Annotated in this window: 15 protein-coding genes; 9 read left to right on the top strand and 6 right to left on the bottom strand. The window is 72.5% G+C overall.

Features of this window, described 5'->3' with window-relative positions; all coding sequences use genetic code 11:
- Positions 1-12 precede the first annotated feature (12 nt).
- Complete coding sequence (locus tag RM704_RS40360) at positions 13-1,539, top strand: SDR family oxidoreductase (protein WP_033530422.1); 1,527 nt, start codon at positions 13-15, stop codon at positions 1,537-1,539.
- Positions 1,540-1,920: 381 nt separating this feature from the next.
- Here RM704_RS40360 and RM704_RS40355 read toward each other — a convergent pair whose 3' ends face one another.
- Positions 1,921-2,520, bottom strand: a complete 600-nt coding sequence (locus tag RM704_RS40355; RefSeq protein WP_033530420.1) for a TetR/AcrR family transcriptional regulator — start codon at positions 2,518-2,520, stop codon at positions 1,921-1,923.
- A gap of 116 nt (positions 2,521-2,636) precedes the next feature.
- On the opposite strand from RM704_RS40355, the gene RM704_RS40350 reads away from it, so the two are divergent.
- Positions 2,637-3,458: an SDR family NAD(P)-dependent oxidoreductase gene (locus RM704_RS40350; RefSeq protein WP_033530419.1), complete on the top strand. Its 822-nt coding sequence runs from the start codon at positions 2,637-2,639 to the stop codon at positions 3,456-3,458.
- A 477-nt stretch (positions 3,459-3,935) separates the two neighbouring features.
- Entirely contained in the window at positions 3,936-4,559 is a 624-nt protein-coding gene (locus RM704_RS40345; protein ID WP_033530418.1) for a hypothetical protein, read from the top strand.
- A 23-nt stretch (positions 4,560-4,582) separates the two neighbouring features.
- On the opposite strand, the gene RM704_RS40340 is transcribed toward RM704_RS40345, so the two are convergent.
- Genes RM704_RS40340 through RM704_RS40330 form a run of 3 tightly spaced genes read right to left on the bottom strand, consistent with a single transcriptional unit; the run spans position 4,583 to position 12,812 of the window.
- Positions 4,583-5,491 (bottom strand): hypothetical protein, encoded by a 909-nt coding sequence (locus RM704_RS40340; protein WP_033530417.1) that lies wholly within the window; start codon positions 5,489-5,491, stop codon positions 4,583-4,585.
- A 2-nt stretch (positions 5,492-5,493) separates the two neighbouring features.
- Positions 5,494-7,281, bottom strand: coding sequence for a diflavin oxidoreductase (locus tag RM704_RS40335; RefSeq protein ID WP_052146376.1), 1,788 nt, complete (start codon positions 7,279-7,281; stop codon positions 5,494-5,496).
- 5 nt (positions 7,282-7,286) lie between these two features.
- Positions 7,287-12,812 carry a glutamate synthase-related protein gene (locus tag RM704_RS40330; RefSeq protein ID WP_033530416.1) on the bottom strand — a complete coding sequence of 1,842 codons (5,526 nt, stop codon included), beginning with the start codon at positions 12,810-12,812 and terminating at the stop codon, positions 7,287-7,289.
- Positions 12,813-13,722: 910 nt separating this feature from the next.
- Here RM704_RS40330 and RM704_RS40325 point away from each other — a divergent pair.
- From RM704_RS40325 to RM704_RS40315, 3 genes are all read left to right on the top strand, one after another.
- Complete coding sequence (locus tag RM704_RS40325) at positions 13,723-14,439, top strand: polysaccharide deacetylase family protein (RefSeq protein ID WP_033530415.1); 717 nt, start codon at positions 13,723-13,725, stop codon at positions 14,437-14,439.
- Between the two features lie 452 nt (positions 14,440-14,891).
- Entirely contained in the window at positions 14,892-15,980 is a 1,089-nt protein-coding gene (chvE, locus tag RM704_RS40320) for a multiple monosaccharide ABC transporter substrate-binding protein (RefSeq protein WP_033530414.1), read from the top strand.
- A 132-nt stretch (positions 15,981-16,112) separates the two neighbouring features.
- Positions 16,113-16,322, top strand: coding sequence for a DUF4287 domain-containing protein (locus tag RM704_RS40315; RefSeq protein WP_033530413.1), 210 nt, complete (start codon positions 16,113-16,115; stop codon positions 16,320-16,322).
- Positions 16,323-16,364: 42 nt separating this feature from the next.
- On the opposite strand, the gene RM704_RS40310 is transcribed toward RM704_RS40315, so the two are convergent.
- Positions 16,365-18,392: a sensor histidine kinase gene (locus RM704_RS40310; RefSeq protein WP_063774518.1), complete on the bottom strand. Its 2,028-nt coding sequence runs from the start codon at positions 18,390-18,392 to the stop codon at positions 16,365-16,367.
- Positions 18,393-18,509: 117 nt separating this feature from the next.
- Here RM704_RS40310 and RM704_RS40305 point away from each other — a divergent pair, with 117 nt between their 5' ends.
- Both RM704_RS40305 and RM704_RS40300 read left to right on the top strand, forming a co-directional pair.
- Positions 18,510-19,568, top strand: a complete 1,059-nt coding sequence (locus tag RM704_RS40305) for a CPBP family intramembrane glutamic endopeptidase (protein ID WP_311592836.1) — start codon at positions 18,510-18,512, stop codon at positions 19,566-19,568.
- Positions 19,569-19,598: 30 nt separating this feature from the next.
- Complete coding sequence (locus tag RM704_RS40300) at positions 19,599-20,108, top strand: MSMEG_6728 family protein (protein ID WP_052146337.1); 510 nt, start codon at positions 19,599-19,601, stop codon at positions 20,106-20,108.
- Positions 20,109-20,111: 3 nt separating this feature from the next.
- Here RM704_RS40300 and RM704_RS40295 read toward each other — a convergent pair whose 3' ends face one another.
- Positions 20,112-20,969, bottom strand: coding sequence for a hypothetical protein (locus tag RM704_RS40295; RefSeq protein WP_033530412.1), 858 nt, complete (start codon positions 20,967-20,969; stop codon positions 20,112-20,114).
- Positions 20,970-21,354: 385 nt separating this feature from the next.
- Between RM704_RS40295 and RM704_RS40290 the strand changes: the two genes are divergently transcribed.
- The coding region (locus RM704_RS40290; RefSeq protein WP_311592831.1) for a DsbA family protein at positions 21,355-21,939 on the top strand (585 nt) is incomplete at its 3' end.

Raw genomic sequence — 21,939 nt, 5'->3', positions numbered from 1 at the left:
AGGGGCACGCCCATGACGGACGACGACCGCCCCCTGCGCTGTCTGGTCACCGGAGCCACCGGGTACATCGGCGGCCGGCTGGTGCCCGAGCTGCTGGACGCCGGGTACGCGGTGCGGTGTCTGGCTCGTTCGCCCGGGAAGCTGCGGGATCATCCGTGGGCCGGGCGGGTGGAGGTCGTGCGGGGTGACGTGACCGACGGGGAGTCTGTGGGGGCGGCCATGGAGGGCGTGGACGTCGCTTACTACCTCGTGCACGCGCTGGGCACCGGGCGGGGGTTCGAGGAGACCGACCGGCGGGCGGCCGAGGTCTTCGGGGCGCGGGCGCGGGCGGCGGGCGTACGGCGGATCGTGTATCTCGGTGGGCTGACCCCGGTCGGGGTGCCCGAGAGCGAGCTTTCGCCGCATCTGCGGTCCCGCGCCGAGGTGGGCCGCGTGCTGCTGGCCTCGGGTGTGCCGACCGCCGTGCTCCGCGCCGCAGTGATCATCGGGTCCGGCTCGGCCTCGTTCGAGATGCTGCGCCATCTCACCGAGCGGCTCCCCGTCATGGTGACCCCGAGCTGGGTGCGCACCCGTATCCAGCCGATCGCCGTCCGGGACGTGCTCCGACTCCTCGTGGGGTGCGCGCGTCTGCCGGACGACGTGAACCGGACCTTCGACATCGGCGGGCCGGACGTCGTGACGTACGAGCAGATGATGCGGCGGTACGCGGCCGTCGCGGAGCTGCCGAAGCGGGTGATCGTGCCCGTGCCGCCGCTCACCCCTCGGCTGTCCAGTCTGTGGGTCGGGCTGGTCACCCCGGTGCCGGGCGGTCTCGCGCGCCCGCTCGTCGAGTCGCTGAAGCATGAGGTGGTGTGCGGCGAGCGGGACATCGTCCGGTACGTGCCCGACCCGCCGGAGGGGCCGGTCGGCCTGGACCGGGCGATCGCGCTGGCCCTGCGGCGGGTGCGGGACGCGGACGTGGCGACCCGGTGGTCGTCGGCCTCGACGCCCCGCGCGCCCAGCGACCCGCTGCCGACCGACCCCGACTGGGCGGGCGGCAGCCTGTACGAGGACCGCCGGGAGCGTGCCGTGGGGGCGTCGCCGCAGGCGCTGTGGCGGGTGGTGGAGTCGATCGGCGGCGAGAACGGCTGGTACTCCTCGCCGCTTGCCTGGTCCCTGCGGGGGTGGCTGGACCGGCTGGTCGGCGGGGTCGGTCTGCGCCGGGGCCGCCGCGACGCCACCCGCCTGCGGACCGGCGACAGCCTCGACTTCTGGCGGGTCGAGGAGATCGAGCCGGGACGGCTGCTCCGGCTGCGCGCGGAGATGCGACTGCCGGGTCTGGCCTGGTTGGAGATGACCGTCGACCGGGACGAGGAGGGGCGCACGGTCTACCGGCAACGGGCCCTGTTCCACCCGCACGGTCTCGCCGGGCACGCGTACTGGTGGAGCGTGGCTCCCTTCCACGCGGCGGTCTTCGGGGGGATGGCGCGGAACATCGCGGCGGCGGCGGAGGCCGACGCCCAGACCGACGCCGCCCCCGAACCGGCCCGCACGCACTGACGAACGGGCGGGCGGGTCGGGAGAGGTACCGGCCAAGGTCAGGGTCAGGAACGGAGCGATGAATGCCGTTCAGGTGGGTCCGTGTCCGGCTCGGACAACCGCATGCCGCGTGACTCGGCCACGCGCAGGGCGTCGGCCAGGCATTCGGTGGGCTGTCGGCGCCGCGTGCGCCGGACGGTGTGCAACTGAAGGAGGCCGGGCACCGGTTGCGCGACCACGCACCCGCCGCCGCTCTCGCGCTCTTCTCCGGAGACGCCTTCTGCCACACAGATCCCAACCCTGCCAACGTCATGCAGGGGCAGGGGCAGGGGCAGGGGCAGGGGCAGGGGCAGGAGCAGGAGTCGGCCGGGCCGAGCTTTGCGGTTGTGGATCGGCTCTTGTTCAGGGGCCGAAAGCTCTGAGGGTCGCGTCGACAAGTGAGTCGGCGTATGCGGCGGTCAGCGGACCGCTGCGGTGCAGCCACCGCTGGAAGAGGGGGGCGTAGAGCACTTCGAGGGCCAGGTCGAGGTCGGCGTCGGCGTCGAGCTGGCCGACTTCCTGGGCGCTGCGCAAACGCGCCCTCTTCGCTTCTTCCAGCGGCTGGGCCAGCTTCTCCCGGTACTCGGCCGCCAGCGCGGCATCGTTGGCGATCTCGGTGTTGAGGGCCCGGATCAGCCTGTCGAAGGCTGGGTCGGCGAACTCCTCCGCCGTGGCACGCATGACGAGCTTGAGGTCGGCCTCGAGGTCGCCCGTGTCCGGCAGCGTGACCGACTGCCCGTCCGCATCCTCACTCAGCGCCAGAAGGGCGGCGAAGACGACCGCGCTCTTCGACGGCCACCGCCGGTAGATCGTCTGCTTGCCGACGCCGGCACGGGCAGCGATGGCTTCGACCGTGACCTTTTCGTATGCCTCCTCCGCGACCAGGGCGCGGGTGGCCGCGAGGATTGCCTGCCGGGATCGTTCCTTGCGCCGGGAGTGGTCCGGCCCCTTCTCGTTGGACATGCGGTCAGCCTAATCCCGAAATGAAACGAGACGCTCCGTATTGATTAAACCAGGAGTGTGTCCTAGGCTGCAAAGGAATCGAGACGAACCGTTTCGTTTACTGAGAGTGAGAAATCGTGACGCACGCAAGGGTCTGGCTCATCACCGGCGCATCCCGTGGCCTGGGCAGGGCTTTCGCCGAGGCCGCCTTGGCGGGCGGCGACCGCGTAGTGGCTGCCGCCCGCAACGTCGAGCCTCTGGAGGAACTGACCGAGAAGTACCCCGACCGCCTGGTCCCGCTTGCGTTGGATGTCACCGACCGCCGGGCCGTGTTCGACGGGGTGGAGCGGGCGGCGGCCGCGTTCGGCAGGCTGGACGTCGTCGTCAACAACGCCGGCGGAATGCTCTACGGGATGGTGGAGGAAGCCACGGAGGAGCAGATCCGGGCACATATGGATGTGAACTTCTTCGGCGCCGTGTGGGTGGCTCAGGCGGTCCTTCCCCACTTGCGCGCCCAAGGCGGGGGACGGCTCCTCCAGGTCACCTCGATGGGCAGCGGCGGTGGCATGGCCACCGTCGGCTTCTACGGCGCGGGCAAGGCCGCGCTGGACTCGGTGAGCGAGGCCCTGGCGATGGAGGTCGAGGGGTTCGGCATCAAGGTCACCATCGTGCAGATGGGCGGCTATGACACCGGCCTGTTCACCACCGGCACCACGACCACCGAACCCCTGACGCAGTATCAGCCCCTGCGCACCGAGATGGAGGCGATGTGGGGCGACGCCGTCACCCCGGAGCCCGGCACGGCTGCTCCGGTCATCATGGAGCTGGCCGCACTGCCGGACCCGCCCCGACGACTGATCGTCGGCAGCCAGTCCTTCGATCACGTCCTGGAGATGGACCGGGCCCAAGCGGATCTGTACCGGTCCTGGGAGCACCTCAGCCGAATCGCCCCGGGCTGACCCTGTCCCGAGCCACGACATTCCCGTCTCCGTCCCGCGGCTCAGCCGCGGGGACATCCGCCTGGACCAGACGATGCGCGGCGGCAGGCCGACGGTGCCCTCCACAGGGCCGGCCGGCTCCTGCAGCCGCTCGGGCAGCCGACTGCGGCAACGGTCCCGCCGCACCTCTGCGCGGGGGGCGCGGGTCGTCGCGTCCATCCGTCCAGTGCCGCTGGTGGGAAGCATGTGCTGCCCAGGTCACAGGTTCCCCGTCCTCGTAACGAGCCGGACCCGGCCCCGGTGCGGTGTCCCAGGCACCCATGTATCTGCAGGTCAGATGGGCTGGGATGGTTCCAGGGTGCTCGATGGGTCGTCGGCTGTTGCTTCCGGCCGTGGTGACCGCTGATGCTCTTGGTGTCGCACCGACCGAGCCGGGCCGACCAGCCGGCGCCTCGTCGGGGCATCCATGTCCACGCACTCATCCACGGGGGAACACCCATGTCCATGCGCATCCGAACCAGCGCTCTCACCGCACTCACGGTCGCCGCCCTCGCGGCGGGCACGGTCTTCATGGCGCCGGCCGCGGGCGCCGCGCCGAAGGCCGCCGCGCCGAAGTTCCTGTCGGCCTCGCAGCTCCCGCCGCACCCGTCGTCGTCCTGGACCGCCGGGCCGGTCACCGAGGGGGTCCCGGCGTCGCTCGACCTCTGCTTCCACACAGAGAACGTGCCCGACTACGACTACCGGAACCGGGAGTTCCGGACCGACGTGGACACTGGCGCCGTGCAGCTGACCGTCGTGGCGAGCACACCCGCTCTGGCCAAGGGCCTGGCGAAGCACTACGACGACCTGTTCCGCACCTGCGCCGACCGTCTCGAGGCGGCTTCGCCCGACGTCGACGCCGAGGGTCGGGACTACGGCACGCTGGCGGTCGAGGAGGGCGCCCATGTCCGTGGTCTGAACACCGAGACGTCCGGGGGCGCCAACGACGTCGCCCTGATGTCGGTCGGACGGGACGGCAGGACCGTCACCGTCGTTCAGTGGCAGCAGATGGGCGACTTCACCGGCGTGCCCGTGGCCGCCTTCAAGAAGACCACGACCACGGCCGTCAACAAGCTGTACTGAGCACCATCATCACTGCCGGGCCCTTATGCGCCCGGCAGTGATGCCGCCAAGTGCTCCCACGCCCCGTGCACCCGTTCCCCCACGATGCCGAACTGGGTGAGGACCGCGACGCAGTCGCCGTTCTCGTCGTCGAGTTCGAGGGACGAGGTGGGGCCGTGGGCGGCGGGCGCGCGGACCAGGTGGCAGGAGTGGACGGCGGGGAGGTCCAGCTCCAGGGAGGCGTTCGCCACCGCCGCGTACACGCGGCCGCCGGCCGTGTGGTCGGTGACGTGGACGGGGCCCGCGCAGGCCTGCATCGCCGAGGGGGCGAAGACCGCCACGCCGATGGGCAGGCCCACCGAGCAGACGTGGTCGAGGACGGACGGGAGGACGGCGACGTCCACCGCGCGGTGTTCGCCCCGGTGACGGGTGAGCGCCGCGCGCCGGGCCGCCCCGCCGTCCGCCAGGATCGCGTCGAGCTGGGCCAGTTGGTCGCCGTTCTCCCAGGAGGGGGCCTCGGGGCGTTCCCGTACGTCGGCGGCCCCCGCCCCCACCCCCGCCTCGACCGTGTCCGCCAGGCCCGCCAGCAGGCGGTCGCCCTCCGACAGGAGCCGGCCCTCGTGCACGGTCCGGCCGGACCGGTCGAGCAGGCGTACGGAGACCGCGTCCTCGGCGTCGCGGGCGAGCACGGCCGCGTCCACCCCGTCGGCGTCCAGGCGCAGCGCGATCGAACCCGAGCCCGGACGGACGGCGAAGGCCTCGCCGCGCAGGCTCGGTACCGCGTAGCTGCCCGCCTGGTCGAGGCGGGCGGCCGGGCCGCCGGTGAGCGCCTGGACGTGGCGGAAGAGGGTCAGGCTGCGGGCCAGTTCCGGCATCCGGGGGTCGATCAGGCGGGCGGTGCCGGTGCGCCGGCCGCGGCACGCCTCGAAGCCGCAGCCGTGGTGGTCGGTCATCGTCAGTACACGTCCCGTACGTAGCGCTTCGCCCGGCGGAGCGCGGCCAGGTACTCCGCCGCGTCGTCGTCGCCGCGGCCGCGCTGCTCGGCGATCACGCCCAGCAGCGCCGCCTCGACGTCCTTCGCCATCCGGGAGGCGTCGCCGCAGACGTAGACGTGCGCGCCGTCCTCCAGCCACGCGTACAGCTCCCGCGACCGCTCCCGCATCCGCGTCTGCACGTAGACCTTCTCGGCCTGGTCGCGGGAGAACGCGAGGTCGAGTTCGGTGAGTGTGCCGCGTCGGCGCAGCTCCGTCAGCTCGTCCTCGTACACGAAGTCCGTCTCGCGGTGCCGGTCGCCGAAGAACAGCCAGTTGCGGCCGGAGGCGCCCCGCGCGGCCCGCTCGTGCAGGAAGCCGCGGAAGGGGGCGATGCCCGTGCCGGGGCCGATCATGATCATGGGGGAGTCGTCGTCGGAGGGGACACTGAAAGAGGCGTTCGGCTGGAGGTAGACGCCCGCCGTCGCGTCCGCGCCGATCCGGTCCGCCAGGTACGTCGACGCCACGCCTCCGTACGTCCGCTGCCCGGAGTCGTAGCGGACCGACGCGACCGTGAGGTGGACGCTGCCGGGGTGCGCCAGCGGGCTCGACGAGATCGAGTACTGGCGGGCCTGCAACGGCCGGAGGAGGGGCAGGAGTTCGGCCAGGGACGGTGCCTTGGGGCCGGCGTCGCGCAGCAGGTCCAGTACGTCCCGGCCCCAGAGCCAGGAGTCCAGGTCAGAGCGGTCGCCGTGGGCGACGACCGAGGCCAGCTCGCTCGTGGGGACCCGTTCCACGAGGTCGGCGATCAGTTCCTTCGACGGGGTGCGGATCTCCCGCTCGGTGCGCAGGAGTTCGGCCGTCTCCGCGTCGCCGCCCGCGTCCAGATACGTCAGGAGGTCCCCCACCAGCGTCGCGTCGTTCACCGGTACGACCGCCAGCGCGTCGCCCGCCTCGTAGGTGATGCCGCTGTCGCCGAGGTCGAACTCGTAGTGGCGGATCTCCTTCGCGCTGTGCGGGGAGGACAGGAGCCGGTTCGTGGTGAGTCGGGAGGGGTACGGGGTGCGCTTGTTCCACGGGGAGCGGGGGCGCGCGGGTGCCACCGGCGCCTCCGACGCCTTCGACACGGGGGCGCCCGTGTCCGCGCCGCCCGTCGCGCCGGTCTCCGCGACCAGGCGCTCCAGTACCGCCGCCGTCCACTGCGCCGCCGGCTCCTCGAAGTCCACGTCGCAGTCGACGCGGTCGTGCAGCCGGGTCGCCCCCAGCTGCTCCAGCCGCGTGTCGATGACCTTCGCGGCCTGGCAGAAGTCGTCGTAGCCCCGGTCGCCGAGGCCGAGGACCGCGTACCGCACGCCCTCCAGGCGGGGGGCGGTGTCGGACTGCAGCGCCTCCCAGAACAGCCCGGCGTTGTCGGGCATCTCGCCCTCGCCGTACGTCGAGGTGACGACGAGGACGTGCGACATCGCGGCGAGCGCCTCGGGGGTGACGTCGTCGAGCGCGGTGGTCCGCCCGCCGAGGCCGCGGGCGCGGGCGCCGGCGACGACGTCCTCGGCCACCAGCTCGGCGTTGCCGGTCTGGGTGCCGATCAACACGTCGATCGTCGCGGCGGGTGCCGCGTTCTTCGCGCCGTCCCGGCGTCCGGCGGCGGCGACGCCCGCGAGGAACCCGGCGAGCCAGGCCTCCTGCTGGGCGGAGAACGGCGCGTCGGCCGGGATGAGGGAGCCGGTCGGGGGGAGTGCCGGGGGAAGCGCGGAGGGAGGCGCGGGGGGCATGAGGGTCACGCGGTCACCGTCTCGGTCGGGGCCTGCGGGGCGAGGCGCGCGGCGAGGTCGTCGAGCGCGGCGTTCGCGAGCAGTTCGTCGAACCGGGCGGCGCGCGCACGGCCCGCGTTCTTCGTGGTCTGGTGGACGATCCAGCCGTACGTGCCGGGCGCGTCCACGCTGAGGTTGTTGCGCTGCTTCAGTGCGCGCTTGTAGTCGTCGAGCCGCTTGATCGCGATGAGCGTGGCGAGTTCGCCGTCGTCGAAGCGGTCCAGCGTGCCGCGCAGGTACTTCACGACCCGCTGCTTGACGAAGAAGTCCTCGGTCAGGATCAGGTTCCGGACGGCCTCGGCGCCCTTCGGGTCGTCCGGGCCGCTCGCGCCGGGCACCCGCTGGAGCGCGAGGTCCTGCGCGACACCGAGCACGGTGTACGACGACAGCAGGGAGAACATGTCGTCGCCGCCCTGGTCGCCGAAGGCCGGGGCGCGGCCGCCGAGGACGGTGCGGCGGTCACGGTAGTCGACCTTGAACGCGCGCAGCTTGTCCGTCGCGATCGAGGTGGCCAGCTCGTCGAGGAGTTCGCCTCGGGTCGCCGCGGCGAGGATCTCGCCGGCGTCCTGGTAGAGGAGCAGCGCGCGGGGCATCCCGCAGTACATGTGTTCCCGTTCGCTCGGCCAGTTCTCCAGCAGCCGGGCCGCGAGCGGCGAGCCGGTGGCCTCCACGTGCCAGGTCAGCAGCAGCCGTACGGCCTCCTCGTGGAAGGCGCCGTGCGCGGTGTCGGTCACGGGGAAGACGAGGAGCGAGTCGGCGCTCACCCGGCCCGGCAGCTCGCCGGAGGGGTCGTACTGGTAGAGGAACCCGCCGCTCATGCCGTTGCCGAGGCCCTTGCCGAAGCCGCCGAGGTTGAGGACCGTGCCGCCGGTCATGTACTCACAGCCGAAGTCGCCGACGCCCTCGACGACCGCCGTCGCACCGGAGTTGCGCACGGCGAAGCGGTCACCCGCCTCGCCCTGCACGAAGGTCCGGCCGCCGGTCGCGCCGAACAGCGCGAAGTTGCCGACGAGGACGTTGCCGCCGCGTTCGGTGCTGCCGCCGCCGGGTGCGCGGACGACGATCCGGCCGCCGCTCTGGCTCTTGCCGACGCCGTCGTTGGCGGTGCCGGTGTGTTCGAGGATGATGCCGTCGTTGCAGAAGACGCCGTACGACTGTCCGGCCGAGCCGGTGGTGCGGACGGTCACGGCGCCGTCGACCAGCCGGCGGCGGCCCCGGTCGTCGGTGGTGACGGAGGGCACGTCCGAGAGATCGGACAGCTCATGGTTCAGGAGGCGTTCCACGTCGATGCCGAGCTGCCCGCCCACCGACTTGTCGCTGTTGCCGAGGCGGACGCCCTCGACGAGCAGCGACGGCTCGCGCCGGTCGAGGAGCGCCTCGCGGACCCGCTCGATCAGGGCGTCGTCGGTGGTGAAGTCCTTCTCCAGGTACTCCGGGTTCTCGACGACCTTCTCGGGCACGCGGGCCAGCAGGCGCCGCACGTCGAGGCGGCCGACGCTCGCCGGGTGGTCGAGGAGCTGCAGCAGGTCCGTACGGCCCCGGGCCTCGCGCAGCGAGCGGAGGCCGAGGCGGGCGAGGATCTGCCGGACGTCGTGCGCGATGTTGAGCAGGTACTGCGCCAGCGCGCGCGGGTCGCCCTCGAAGACCTCGGGGTTGGTGGTGAGGCCCGCGGGACACTTGACGTTGCAGTTCTTCGCCATGACGCAGCCGAGCATCATCAGCGCGGTCGTGCCGAACTCGAAGCTGTCGGCGCCGAGCAGGGCCGAGGTGACGACGTCGCCGCCGGTCTGGTGGGCGCCGGAGCAGCGCAGGACGACCTTCTGCCGCAGCCCGTTGGCGACCAGCGCCTGGTGGACCTCGGCGACGCCGATCTCCGCCGAACGCCCGGCGTACTTCAGGCTGGTGACGGCCGCCGCGCCCGTGCCGCCGGTGTTCCCGGCGACGTTGATGACGTCCGCTCCGGCCTTGGCGACGCCGACCGCGATGGTGCCGATGCCCTCCGAGGAGACCAGCTTGACGATGACGCGGACGCGGGCGGCCTTGCAGTCGTGGATGAGCTGGGCGAGGTCCTCGATGGAGTACGTGTCGTGGTGCGGGGGAGGGGAGATCAGCTCGATGCCGGGGGTGCCGCCGCGCGCCGCCGCGATGTCCACGGTGACCTTCGGCGCGGGCAGTTGGCCGCCCTCACCGGGCTTCGCCCCCTGCCCGATCTTGATCTCCAGCTCCTGGAGCATCGGGTCGGCGAGATAGCCCGCCCAGATGCCGAACCGGCCGGAGGCGAACTGCTTGATCCGGGAGCCCCGGATGGTGCCGTACCGGGTGTGGTGCTCGCCGCCCTCACCGCTGTTCGACAGGGCGCCGACCATGTTGGTGCCGTGCGCGACGGCCTCGTGCGCGGTCGCCACGAGCGCGCCGTGGCTCATCGCGCCGGAGGCGAGCGAGCGGGTGATCTCGTGCGCGGGCTGGACCTCGTCGAGCGGGACGCTGTCGGGGGCCTGGTCGAGGAGGGCGAGGAGCCGGGCGGCGGTGCCGGTGGCGGTGACGACGGCCCCCTCGGCGTCCGCCCGGAGGGTCCCGACCTCGCCGGGGTGCGCGAGGGCGAGGCCGTCGGCGAGGGCGGTGTGCCGCTCGGCCGCGTCGGCGCCCGGGGAGGTGAGACGCAGGTGGATGCCCTCGGCCGTGACCGTGGTGACCACCCCGCGCACCGTGACGTTCGCGTTCCCGTCCGTGGAGAACCGTCCCAGCTCCCGGGCGAAGTCCTCCACCGTGCGCAGCCCGGTGACGTCCGCGGGCAGCGCGAGCACGTCCCGCAGCGCGGCCGGGCGGCGCGAGCGCTCCTCGTGCGTGGTCCGCAGGAAGGCGCGGTAGCCGGGGGTGATCCGGAACGCGTTGATCTCGGCGTCGCTGAGCGCGTCGTAGCCGGTGTTCCGGTACGCGGCGTCGGTGATGCCGAACGCGTCGTCGAGCTGGCCGAGGGTGAGCAGGCGCAGGGCGTCGGAGTCGTCGGGCCGCGCGAACCCCGGCCGTTCCTCGACCATGTCGCCGAAGCCGCGCACGGCCGTGACACCGAAGGAGTGCCCGGCGCCGTCCGACCGTTCCTTGAACAGCCCGAGCAGCGGGATCTGCTGCTCCGTCTCGACCGTACGGGCCCGCTCGTGCCAGTCCGTGGCGGCCTGGGCGATCCGGGCGAACCCGACACCGCCGACCGGGGCGTCCATGTGCGGGAAGGTTCGCGCGAAGACGTCGTCGCGGGTGTCGAGGTAGTTGGGCTCGAAGAACTCGCCGCCGATGTAGCTCTCCGCGGTGCACAGACCGACGCGGCCCATCGTCTTGGCGAGGGACTTCTCGGCCGCCTTGCGGAACTTGGCGAGCGCCCGGTCGGTCTCGGTCACCTCACCCGCGGGGGCGGGCGCGCTCGGGAACTTCTCCTCGGCGCGCAGCCGCGCGCTCAGGCTGTAGACGGCGGAGGCGCCGAAGCCGAGCGCGGTCGCGACGTGGTGGGAGGACGCCAGCTGGCCGCTCTCCGCGACGACCGAGACGCGCAGCCGCAGCCCGGTCTCGATGAGCCGCTGGTTGACGGCGGCGACGGCGAGGATCACGGGCAGCGGGGCGCGCGTGGAGGAGACGGCCCGGTCGGTGAGGACGGCGATGCCGCCCCCTTGCGAGGCGAACCGTTCGACGTCGTCGCAGAGCTGCCGGAGCGCGGTCCGCAGGGCGTCGGCGTTGGCGGTCTCGTCCCCGGCCACCGGCTCGTAGAGCATGGCGAACCGCTCCAGCGGCACGATCCGCTGGTCCCGCAGGCGCACCATGTCGAGATGGCCGAGTACCGGCGAGGAGACGACCAGTTGGCGGCCGCTGGTCCGCTGGGTGCCGTCGGGCTTCGGGCCGAGCGCCACCCGCATGCTCATGCCGTCGGCCTCGCGGATGCTGTCCAGCGGCGGGTTGGTGACCTGGGCGAAGCGCTGCGAGAAGTACTTCGCCATGCCGCCCTCGGTGTCGCTGAGCGCGTTGATGGCGTTGCCGTAGCCCATCGCCGAGATCCGCTCCGACCCGGTGGCGAGCATCGGGTCGAGCATGAACCGGAAGCTCTCCTGGTTCAGCGCGTAGGCCACGTACCGGCCGGCGAGGCTCAGGTCGCCGTCGTAGCCGAGGGTCGTGGTGCCCCGGTAGTAGTCGGGGGCGGGCAGGTCGTCGAGGTTCACCCGGGCCGCGTCGAGCAGTTCGCCGTACGGGCGGCGCGCGGCGAGGGCGTCGAGCACCTCGCGGGTGCGCAGCACGCGTGAGGTGCGGTGGTCGACGACGAGCATGCCGCCGGCCTCGATCCGGCCGCGGTGCACGACCTCGTCGTCCGGGAACGCGACCTGGCCGGCCTCCGAGGCCACCATCAGGTACTCGGCGGTCTCGACCGTGCGCAGCGGGCGCAGCCCGAGCCGGTCGAGGCGGGCGCCGACGACGTCGCCGTCGCTGAAGATGAGGGCGGCGGGGCCGTCGTTCTTCTCCTCGTAGAGCGAGAAGTACTCCAGCATGGCGCGGACGGGGACGGGCAGGGTGCGGTCGTTCTCCCAGGCCGGCGGCATCAGCGACACGACGGCCTCGACGAGGTCCAGGCCGTCGTCGAACACCCGGCTCTGCAGGGTCTGGTCGAGCCGGCTGGAGTCGGACTGCCCCGGCGGGCGCACGATGCTGCGGGTCCGGGCGCGCGCGAGGGCCTCGTCGCTGAGCCGGTTCTTGCGGTCGGTGTTCAGCTCGCCGTTGTGCGCCATCAGCCGGAACGGCTGCGCCATGGTCGGGTGGGGCTCGGTGTTCGTGGAGAACCGGGTGTGGAAGTACAGGGACCGGACGGAGTGGCGGGGGTCGGTGAGGTCCCGGAAGTACCCCACCAGTTCACCGGAGTTGAGGCGGCCCTTGAGGACCTGGGTGCGCGCGCTCAGCGACAGGGGATAGAGCCCGGCGTGGGTGTCGTCGGCGTAGGCGACGGCCTCGACGGCGAGCAGCGCGCGGTGGGCGGCCGCGTCGACGTCCCGCCGCTCCCATCCTTCGGGGGCCCGGAACACCCATTGCACGATGGGCAGTTGGTACTTCTCGGCGGCGGGCCGGGCCACGCTGTGATCGACCGGCACGTCCCGTACGAGCAGTGTCTCGAAGCCCTGCTCGGCGACGCACCGGCCGACGAGGTCGACCGCGGGGGCGCGGCGGTCCGGGTCGGTCGGCACGAAGCAGTTGGCGACGCCGAAGTGCCCGGCGCGCAGGTCCTCGCCGGTGAGCGCGCCGAAGAACTCCACCGACAGGTCGACGCTGACGCCCGCGCCGTCGCCGACGCCCTCCGCGGAGGTGCCGCCGCGGTGCGGGATGGCGCGGAGCGCCTCGTCGCCCTTGCGGATGACGTCGTGGCTGGGCGTCCCGTCGAGGCGGGTGAGGAAGCCGACGCCGCAGTCACTGTGGTCGAGGGCGGGGTCGTGGAGACCGACGGGTGAGGAAGGTACGTGATTCAAGGGCGGGTCCCATGAGCGTGTTCCGGCTGGGGGTACCTCCCAGGCCCTTGAGGCGCTGAAGGAGGAACGGCCAGGCTGCGTCGGTGAAGCGCTCGCCGCGGGCGGACCGGTGTGGCGGCCGAGGCCCTGAGTGGTGCGATTGAACATAGTAAGGCTTACCTAAGTTCCCGGCAAGGGTGTGCCCTGCACGTATACGGACGTGCCGGCCGCACGTGTACGGACGTGCCGGCCGCACGTGTACGGACGTGGCGACCGCACGTGCACGGCCGTGGCGACCGCACGTGCACGGCTGTGCCGCGCGGGCCGCCCCCTGGCCGCCTCGTCCCGCTGTACGGCCGTAGGGGGCCCGGCGCCGCTGTACGCCGGTCGGCGGCCCTGCTGCCCAGGCCGTACGGCGGGTGCCGAGCATCCGCCGGGCCTCCTGCGGGAGCGGCACGGCCTCGGCGGGCCGCCCTTCGGGCATCCGCGCCTGCGCCTCGGGGAACAGCTCGCCCACGTGCCTTCGAAGATCGGCGTCGGCGTCCTCGGCGGCCGGGCCCGTGCGGTGCGCGGGTTGGGGGGGCTCACGGCCGACCGTTCGCAGAGGCGCCGGACTTCGGCCGACGGCGCCACTTCGCGCGACCGCCTCGCCCCTGTCCCGACCCTTTCGCCCCCCTGCCAAATCCCCCCGGACCAGAGCCGGTTGGCCCACTCCCGGGCGGGTGCGCCGGGGGCGGCGGGCGCGGCCCCGGGCCGGATCGCGAGGGGGTGGATCAGGGGCCGGGAGTCCGCCCGCCCGAAGCGGTGCGAACCCCTCCGAATCGTGCTGTCCCTCGCGTACATCCAAGCCCCCGCCACATGCGTCTTACAGGGAAGTCCGCTGCCCGCAAGGGGAGTTCAGAGGGAAGATCACCCGCCACCGGAGGACCCGATGCAACGTCGCCTCGTCATCTCGGCCGTCACCACAGCCCTGTGCGCCACCTCGCTCGTCGGCACCGTCACGTCCGCCTCCGCCGCCCCGCAGGCCGTCGACTGCCGCAAGGTGAAGTGCGTCGCCCTGACCTTCGACGACGGACCGGTCAAGGACACCCAGCGGCTGCTGGGCCTCCTGAACGACCGGAACGTCAGAGCGACGTTCTACGCCGTCGGCACGAACGTCCAGAAGAACCCGGCGACGGTGCGTGCCGCGTCGCAGGCCGGCCACCAGATAGGCAACCACAGCTGGGACCACGCGAACCTGACCAAGCTCAGCGCCGCGAAGGTCAAGTCGCAGCTCTCCCGTACGGACACGGTGATCAAGCAGGCGACCGGCACGAAGCCCACCACCTTCCGCGCCCCCTACGGCGCCCACAACGCCACCGTCCGCTCGGCCGCCGGGCGGCCGCTGGTGCACTGGAGCGTCGACACCCTCGACTGGAAGTACCGCGACACGGCCCGGCTCATCAAGTACGTCAACGCGGAGACCAGGCCCGGAGACATCGTCCTCATGCACGACATCCACCGGACGACGGTCGACGCGGTGCCGGGCATCATCAAGGCCCTCAAGGCCCGCGGGTTCCACTTCGTCACGGTCGACCAGCTCTTCGCCCCCACCAAGCTCCCCGTCGGCAAGGTCACCTACCACAACCGTGCCGCCTACCGCCCCTGACCAGCGCCTTCACAGCAGGGCAGCAGCACGGCCCCGGTGCGCCGTCCCGACGGCGCACCGCACTCCCGCACCACCCGCATCTCACGTCTCTGCAACCATTCGTGTTCGTTCCGTTGACACCCCGCACATCCCCTCCTAATGTCTCGCCAACATTCCGACCATGTGACGAGATTTCGAACGGTTGAAAGGCACGTGCCCGCGTATCACCGGAATCAGCCCCCCACGTGGTCGGCGTGCCGTGACACGGCCCGACCCGCAGGGCGGCGTGCTCCGGCGGCGGGGTCGGAAAAGCCGGTGCGCGGCGAGCCACGACGACCTCGGCGGCCCCGCGCGGTCCGCCAGGCAGCCGAGCGGATGTCCCCCTGGGCCACCAGGTCCGCTCAGCCGCCCTTCCACGGTCATCCGGCGCGCCGTCATCCCGCCCACGACGACCAGAACTGGAAAAGATCACCATGCGCAACCGAAGAGCCGTCCTCGCGGCCCTCGCCGGAGCGACCTCCCTCGCTCTCACCGTGTCCGCCTGCGGCGGCGAGGAAGGCGTGGCAGCTGACGAGGGCGGCACGATCGGTATCGCGATGCCGACCCGGGCCTCCGAGCGCTGGCTCACCGACGGCAAGAGCGTCGTCGAGGACCTGAAGACCAAGGGGTACAAGACCGAACTGGTCTACGGCGACGACGACCCGAAGAAGCAGGTCGCGCAGATCGAGAAGCTGGTCGAGCAGCGGGTCGACGCGCTCATCGTCGCGGCCATCGACAACAAGGCGCTCAACGGCGTGCTCAGGAAGGCCTCCGCCGCGGACATCCCGGTGATCTCCTACGACCGGCTCATCCTCGGCACCAAGGACGTCGACTACTACGTCTCCTTCGACAACGAGCAGGTCGGCCGGCTCCAGGCTCGTCACATCATCGACAAGCTCGGCCTGGAGGACGGCAAGGGCCCGTTCAACATCGAGCTGTTCGCCGGCTCCCCCGACGACAACAACACCAAGTTCTTCTTCGACGGCGCGATGCACCTGCTCCAGCCGTACCTGGACAACAAGCAGTTGGTGGTCCGCTCCGGCGAGACCGAGATGGACCAGATCACCACGCTGCGCTGGGACGGGCCCACCGCGCAGAAGCGGATGGCCAAGGTCCTCGCCGAGTCGTACGGGAGCGAGAAGGTCGACGCGGTCCTGTCGCCGTACGACGGCATCTCCATCGGTGTCCTCAACGCGCTGAAGGCGGACGGCTACGGCACCGCCGGCAACCCCTTGCCCGTCATCACGGGCCAGGACGCGGAACTGGCCTCGGTGAAGTCGATCATCGCGGGCGAGCAGTCGCAGACCGTCTACAAGGATCTCCGGCAACTCGCCGAGAGGGCCGCGACCATGGCCGACGACATCCTCAACGACGAGACCCCCGAGCTGAACAACAGGCGCGCCTACAAGAACGGCGTCAAGGCCGTGCCCGCCTACCTGCTCCAGCCGATCAGCGTCGACAAGTCCAACTACGAGTACATCCTGCTCGGCAGCGACTACTACACGGCCGAAGACCTGAAGTGACCGGTGTGGCCCGGATCACTCTCGGGGGTCGATGACTTCCTCTGCCCGCGCCGGTCATGACGGACGAAGAACGACCGCGGGCCTGGCCCGGACAGGCCAGGCCAGGACAGGACAGGAAGGGACGCGACCGCCATGACCGCATCTGTGAAGGGCCCCGCCAGTTACTTCCCCTCGATCGAGAAGAAGTACGGCCGTCCGACAGCGGAGTGGAAGGAACTGATCCGGTCGTCGCCGTTGAGCAGGCACATGGAACTCGTCGCCTGGCTCAAGAGCGAACACGGCCTCGGGCACGGCCACGCCAACGCGCTCGTCGCCCACACGCTCGCCGAACAGGCCGGCTGAACAGGCCGGCTGAACCGGGCGCCCCTGACACCTCGCTCCCCGTCAGGGGCCGGTCGTCCCCTTCAGTACGGCCAGGAGCTCGCGCATGGCGGCCAGGCCCGCTCTGGCCTGGTCCGCGGCGCCGTCGAGGTCCTGGCGTTCGGCGTGCGCCGTCACCTCGTGCGCGTGGTGCAGCACGGCCTGACGCAACTCGGCGGCGATCCGCTGCCGCTCGGCGTGCGCCTCGACGACGGCGGACCACACCACCGCCGACAACGCGCTGTCCTCCCGCCGGGTGACGTACTCGCGACGCCTGCGGACGAGCACGCCCGAGCCCCATACCCCGGCCGTCAGCAGCGCCAGGGGCAGCGTGAGGAAGACGGCGAAGAAGACGCGGAACCAGGGGCCAGGGTCGTCCGCCCCGGCCGCTTCGGGGCCGTCCAGCGCGCCCAGTGCGACCGTCGTCGACGCGAGACCGGCCGCCACCAGCCCGATCGCCGGCCAGGTGCGACCGGCGGGCCCCGCGAAGACCGCCACCGCGTGCAGGGCGACACCGTCCGCGCAGACCCCCGCCACGGTCAGCGTCCAGGCCACGTCCGACGGCAGCAGACCCGACGCCAGGGAGACCGGCGGGATCCAGGCGGTGGCCAGCACCGCGAAGAGGACGGTCCAGGGGGCCCGGCGCCGCCACAGCAACGGCAGCGCGTGCAGGACGGCGGGCAGACAGGCCATCGCGGTGGCGGAGGGCCGCTCGAAGAGCACGGCGACGACCGGGAGCGCCGTCAGAGCCAGCACGGTCGCCACGTCGGCCCGGCTCCGGTGCGGCGACGACGCGTCGGCCCCGGCTCCCGACGGAGGGCGCGGCAGCCGCGCCCGCACCGACCATCCGGGAACGTCCGCACGGGGCCCCGCCACGAGCGTCCCACCGAGCCCGTCGGCCCGGTCCCGCATACCCGCGGTGCCCCGCCCTCCCCCGAGCCCTCGCACCGCCCGCGTCCCCGCACCGGGGGACGCGACCGTGGCCGAGGCCGCGATCGTGCCCGGAACCGTGGTGGTGTCGGATGCCGCCGTGGCGCCGGGGCCCGCCGTCGTGGCGGCGTGTGTCGGTGGTGTTCCGTCGTCCTCCACGAGGACGTCCAGTGTTCCGCCCGCGTCACGGATCACGACGCGCACGGCCGCGCCGGGGGCGTAGCGCAGCGTGTTGGTCAGGGCCTCGCGCGCGATGCCGAAGGCGGCCTCGGCCACCGGACCCGTCAGGTCGGCCGCGCCGGGGGCGACGTCCACGTCGACGCGCTGGCCCAGGCGTACGCATCCCGCCGCGAGTTCGGCGACGCGCTCCGCGAGCGGGCTCTCCTCGTCGGCCGCCGAGGTCTGCATCATCGTGACCAGCCGCTGGAGCGTGGCCACGGTCTCGCGCCCGGCCTCCGCCGCCAACCGCAGTGCCTCGGCGGTCAGTCGGGGGTTGCGGTCACCGACGTGGCGGGCGGCGTTCGCGGTGACCACGACGGACGTGAGGTGGTGCGCGCTGACGTCGTGCAGTTCACGGGCGAGCCGGTGGCGTTCCGTGGTGGCCGCGGTGACCCGGACGGCCTCGGCCCGCGCCAGCTCCCGTTCGGCGGCCCGCCGCCCGGCGAGCCACCGGCGGCGGCTGCGGCCGGCCCCCACGGTTCCGGCGTAGACCGCGAGACTCGCCAGGCCCTCGCCGCCCACGTCGACCGGGGAGTCGTACTCCAGCAAGGCCCTGACCACTCCCGTGGCGACCAGTGCGGACGCGACGAGGACGGCCGTGCGGGCGGGACGCAGCACCGCCACCGAGTACAGCGCGACCACCCCCGCCACCGCGGTGGCCACCAGCGCCCGGTCCGGCACGACGAACCCGGCGGTCAGCAGGGAGTCGATGATGAACGCGGCGGCGACCGGGAAACGCCGGCGCACCCCCAGTACGGCGACGGCCACCACGGTCACGGCCGGGCCCACGACGAGCGACGCCGCCTCCACCGCCTGGCCGCGCGAGAGCGCGTGTCCCGGCCAGAAGGACAGCTGTGCGACCGCCAACAGCGCGGGCAGCAGCCAGTTCCGTAGGTGCCCCATGATGGCGTCGATCATACTTTCGACCCGCTGTCGGGGTGGCCCCTATCCCAGGTTGGAGACGGGGGTCGTGCCCACGGCCGACGCGGGGGGCCGTTCCCCACCGGGATGCTGAGGGACATGACGACGAGTCACACCTACGGAGTCGACGATCCGTCCCGGCCTCCCGCCCCGCACGGGCCCCCGCTCCCCACCTCACTCTGGTATCCGCCCCCGGCACCCACGCCCCCGGCGCGGCCCGTCCCGTACCACCGGATGGCGAGGGCGGCCGGGGCCGACGGGTGGTGGCGGCCGCTGCTGGGGACCGCCGTGGTGCTCGGCGGCGCGATCATCGCCGCCGTGGCCGTGCTCGTCGGCGGCGAGATCGCCGGAGCGGTCCTCGACCGTCCCCGCGACGCCGCCGGAAACCCCGTCTGGGGCGGGACCGGCGACACCGCCCTGGCCCTGCTCTCCCTCGCCCTGTGCATCCCCGTGGTGCTGCTGGCCGCGCGATGGGTGCAGCGCCGCCCCGCCGGCACGGTGTCGTCGGTGACGGGCGCGCTGCGGTGGCGCTGGCTGGGGCTGTGCCTCGCCGTGGCGCTGCCCGTGTCCGGGGCGGTCCTGGGCGGCTCCCTGCTCCTGCCCGCCCCCGAGGGCGGCGGGCAGGAGATGACCTGGGCCGGGCTGTCCCCGTTCCTGATCGCCCTCGCGACCCTCTGTCTGCTCGTGCCGTTCCAGGCCGCGGCCGAGGAGTACGTCTTCCGCGGCTGGCTGTCCCAGGCGGTCGGCGCCTGGTTCCGCTCACCGTGGGTCGCGGTGACCCCGCAGGCGGTGCTCTTCGCCGCCGCGCACGGCTGGGGGACGCCCTGGGGCTTCGTCGACCTGGTGGTGTTCGGTCTCGTCGCGGGCCTGCTGACCATCCACACGGGCGGCCTCGAAGCCGCGATCGCCCTGCACGTCCTGAACAACCTCCTCGCCATGGGTTTCATGGCCGCGATCGCCGGAGGCCTGGAAAGCGACGAGACGGCCGCCGACATGGACGGGCTGATGCTGGCCGTCGACGTCCCGCTGGTCGTCCTCTACGCGGCGGTCGTCCTGTACCTCGCCCGCCGCCGAGGCGTCAGCACCCGTGGTCTTCACCCCGCGGAACGGGGGTACCCGGTGCCGGGCGCGACGACCGCGCCCGGGAGAACCCCGTGAGCGTCTCCGATCCGCACTGGGGGCGACGGCATGCAGACCTTCCTGCCCTATCCCGACTTCCGGGCCTCCGCGCTGGTCCTGGACCGTCGCCGCCTCGGCAAACAGCGGGTCGAGGCGCTGCAGGTGCTCCGCGGCCTCATCGTGCCGGGGTACGGGTGGCGACGGCATCCCGCCGTGCGCATGTGGGCGGGGTACGAGGAGGCGCTGGTCCGGTACGGCCTGGAGGTCTGCGCGGTGTGGTGCGAGCAGGGCCGTCCGGACAGCTGCGCGGCCACCCTGGTCGCCGACTTCGCCGCGTTCCGCCCCGACGCGCGGACGCGTGACCAGGCAGGACTGGCCGCCGCGGGAGAACTCCCGCCCTGGCTCGGCGACGAGGCCTTCCACCGCAGCCACCGGTCGGCGCTGCTGCGCAAGGACCCGGACGTCTACGCCCTGTCCTTCCCCGGCGAGCCGGACGACCTGCCGTACGTCTGGCCGACGTCGGACCGGGACCGGGAAGGCCCCCCGCCCTCCGACGGGAGACCCGGCGCTGCCGCGTAGGGCTCAGTGGTCGTCGCGGATGGTGGTCGCGATGCCGTTGCTGATGACGACCTCGGCGCTGACACCGTTCTTGGCGGCCGCCTCCAGCTCCGCCTCGGTGCACTGGGTGCCGCCCTGGCCGCCCTCACCGGTGTTCTCGTCCCCGCAGATGTCGCCGTAGCCCCAGATCTTGGTGTCCTCGGCGACGAAGAACTGCTGTCCGGTGCCCTTCTGGGCGGAGACCGTGTACTTGCCGGGCGCCAGGTACGAGACGTTGCCGAACCACGTTCCGTCGACACCCTTGCCCTTGCCGAGGCCCTCGACGACGGTCTCACGGGACCCGGAGCCGGAGTCCTGGGCGGTGCGCCGCTCGGTCACCAGGGTCGCCACGCCGTTCTTCATCTCCACGTCGGCGTCGACGGCGCCCTTCTTGGTGGCCGCCTCCAGCTGGTCGAGGGTGCAGGGCGCGTCCACCTTGGCCCCGGCCGCGCCGCAGATCGTGCCGGCGCCGTAGACCTCGGTGTCGTCGGCGACCCAGAACTGCTGGTCGCCCTTGCCCGGCACGGACACGACGTACTTGCCCGGGGCGAGATAGGTGACCTCGCCGTTCTCGAACGAGCCGCTGACCCCTCCGCCGTTCTTGGACTTCTCGGAGCCCTGGGAGCCCTGGGAACCCTGCGAGTCCTTGGATCCCTTCGATCCCTTGGAGCCCGACGACTTCTCCGCGACCGCCGCCGAGTCCGAGCCGCCCGTGCCGGACGTGCCGGACGAGCCCGAGGAACCGGACGCGCCGTCGGTGCCGTTCTGGCACGCCGTCATCAGCAGTCCGGCGGTGAGCGCGGCGGTGACGACGACGGCCTTGCGCAGGTGGCGGTTGATCACGGGAGGTTCCTTCCGGGGTGGCGTGGCGGGGAGCCGACGGCGTGCGTGCGTCCTTCGTCTCCCGCTCTGTGCTGACTATGAGGAGCCGCGGAACCCGCAGGTCACGCCCGTCGCGCCCTCAGGACACCGCCGTAGCGCGGCCGTGACACGGCAACACCTCTGCTGCGCGGAGCAGTTGGCGGACGCGCCGCCTTGCGCCACGCGCACGGGCCCGCCCGCGGCCCTGGGCGAAGGACGAAGGACGAAGGGCGAAGGGCGAAAGGGGAAGGGAAGGGGTGATGTGGCGGGCGTCACGCGCCCCCAGAAATATCTGACGCGTCAGCTACTGTTCTCTCAGGTGAGTCGCTCGCAACCGGCGGGCGCCACACCCTCGCCGAGGATCTCCATGAAGCTGGTCTATGTCTTCGATGCCTACTGCGGCTGGTCGCACGGGTTCTCCGGCACCCTGAGCGAGGTCGTCGCCCGCCACCCCGAGCTGCCGGCCGAGGTCGTCTCCGGCGGGCTGTTCACCGGATCGCGCCGGGTGCCGATCCGTCAGTTCGGCTACGTCCAGGGGGCCAACGCCCAGATCGCCGAGCTGACCGGCGCCGAGTTCGGCGAGGCGTACGAGCGGCTCATCGCGGACGGCTCGTTCGTGATGGACTCCGAGGCCGCCGCCCGCGGTCTGGCCGCCCTGCGGACCGCCGCCCCCGACCGGGCGGCGGAACTGGCCGTCGAACTCCAGCGCGTGTTCTACGTCGACGGCCTCAGCCTCTCCGACCCGGCGACCTACCGGAAGATCGCCGAGGACGCCGGACTGGACGCCGACGCCGTGGTCACCGCGTTCGAGTCGCCCGGAGCGAAGGCGGCCGAGGCCTATCGCGCGGCACCGCCGGAGGGGGCCGTGGACTGCTTCGGCTGCGGGCTCGACCGTACGCCCGACACCGGGCTCCGCCTGCACTGCGGAGCCGTGCCCGGCCGGGACCTGGTG

Origin of the sequence: Streptomyces gottesmaniae (assembly GCF_031845845.1) — a bacterium.
Classification (GTDB): domain Bacteria; phylum Actinomycetota; class Actinomycetes; order Streptomycetales; family Streptomycetaceae; genus Streptomyces; species Streptomyces akebiae.
Note: the sequence above shows the minus strand (reverse complement) of the source record. Positions and strands in the feature narration are given on the sequence as shown.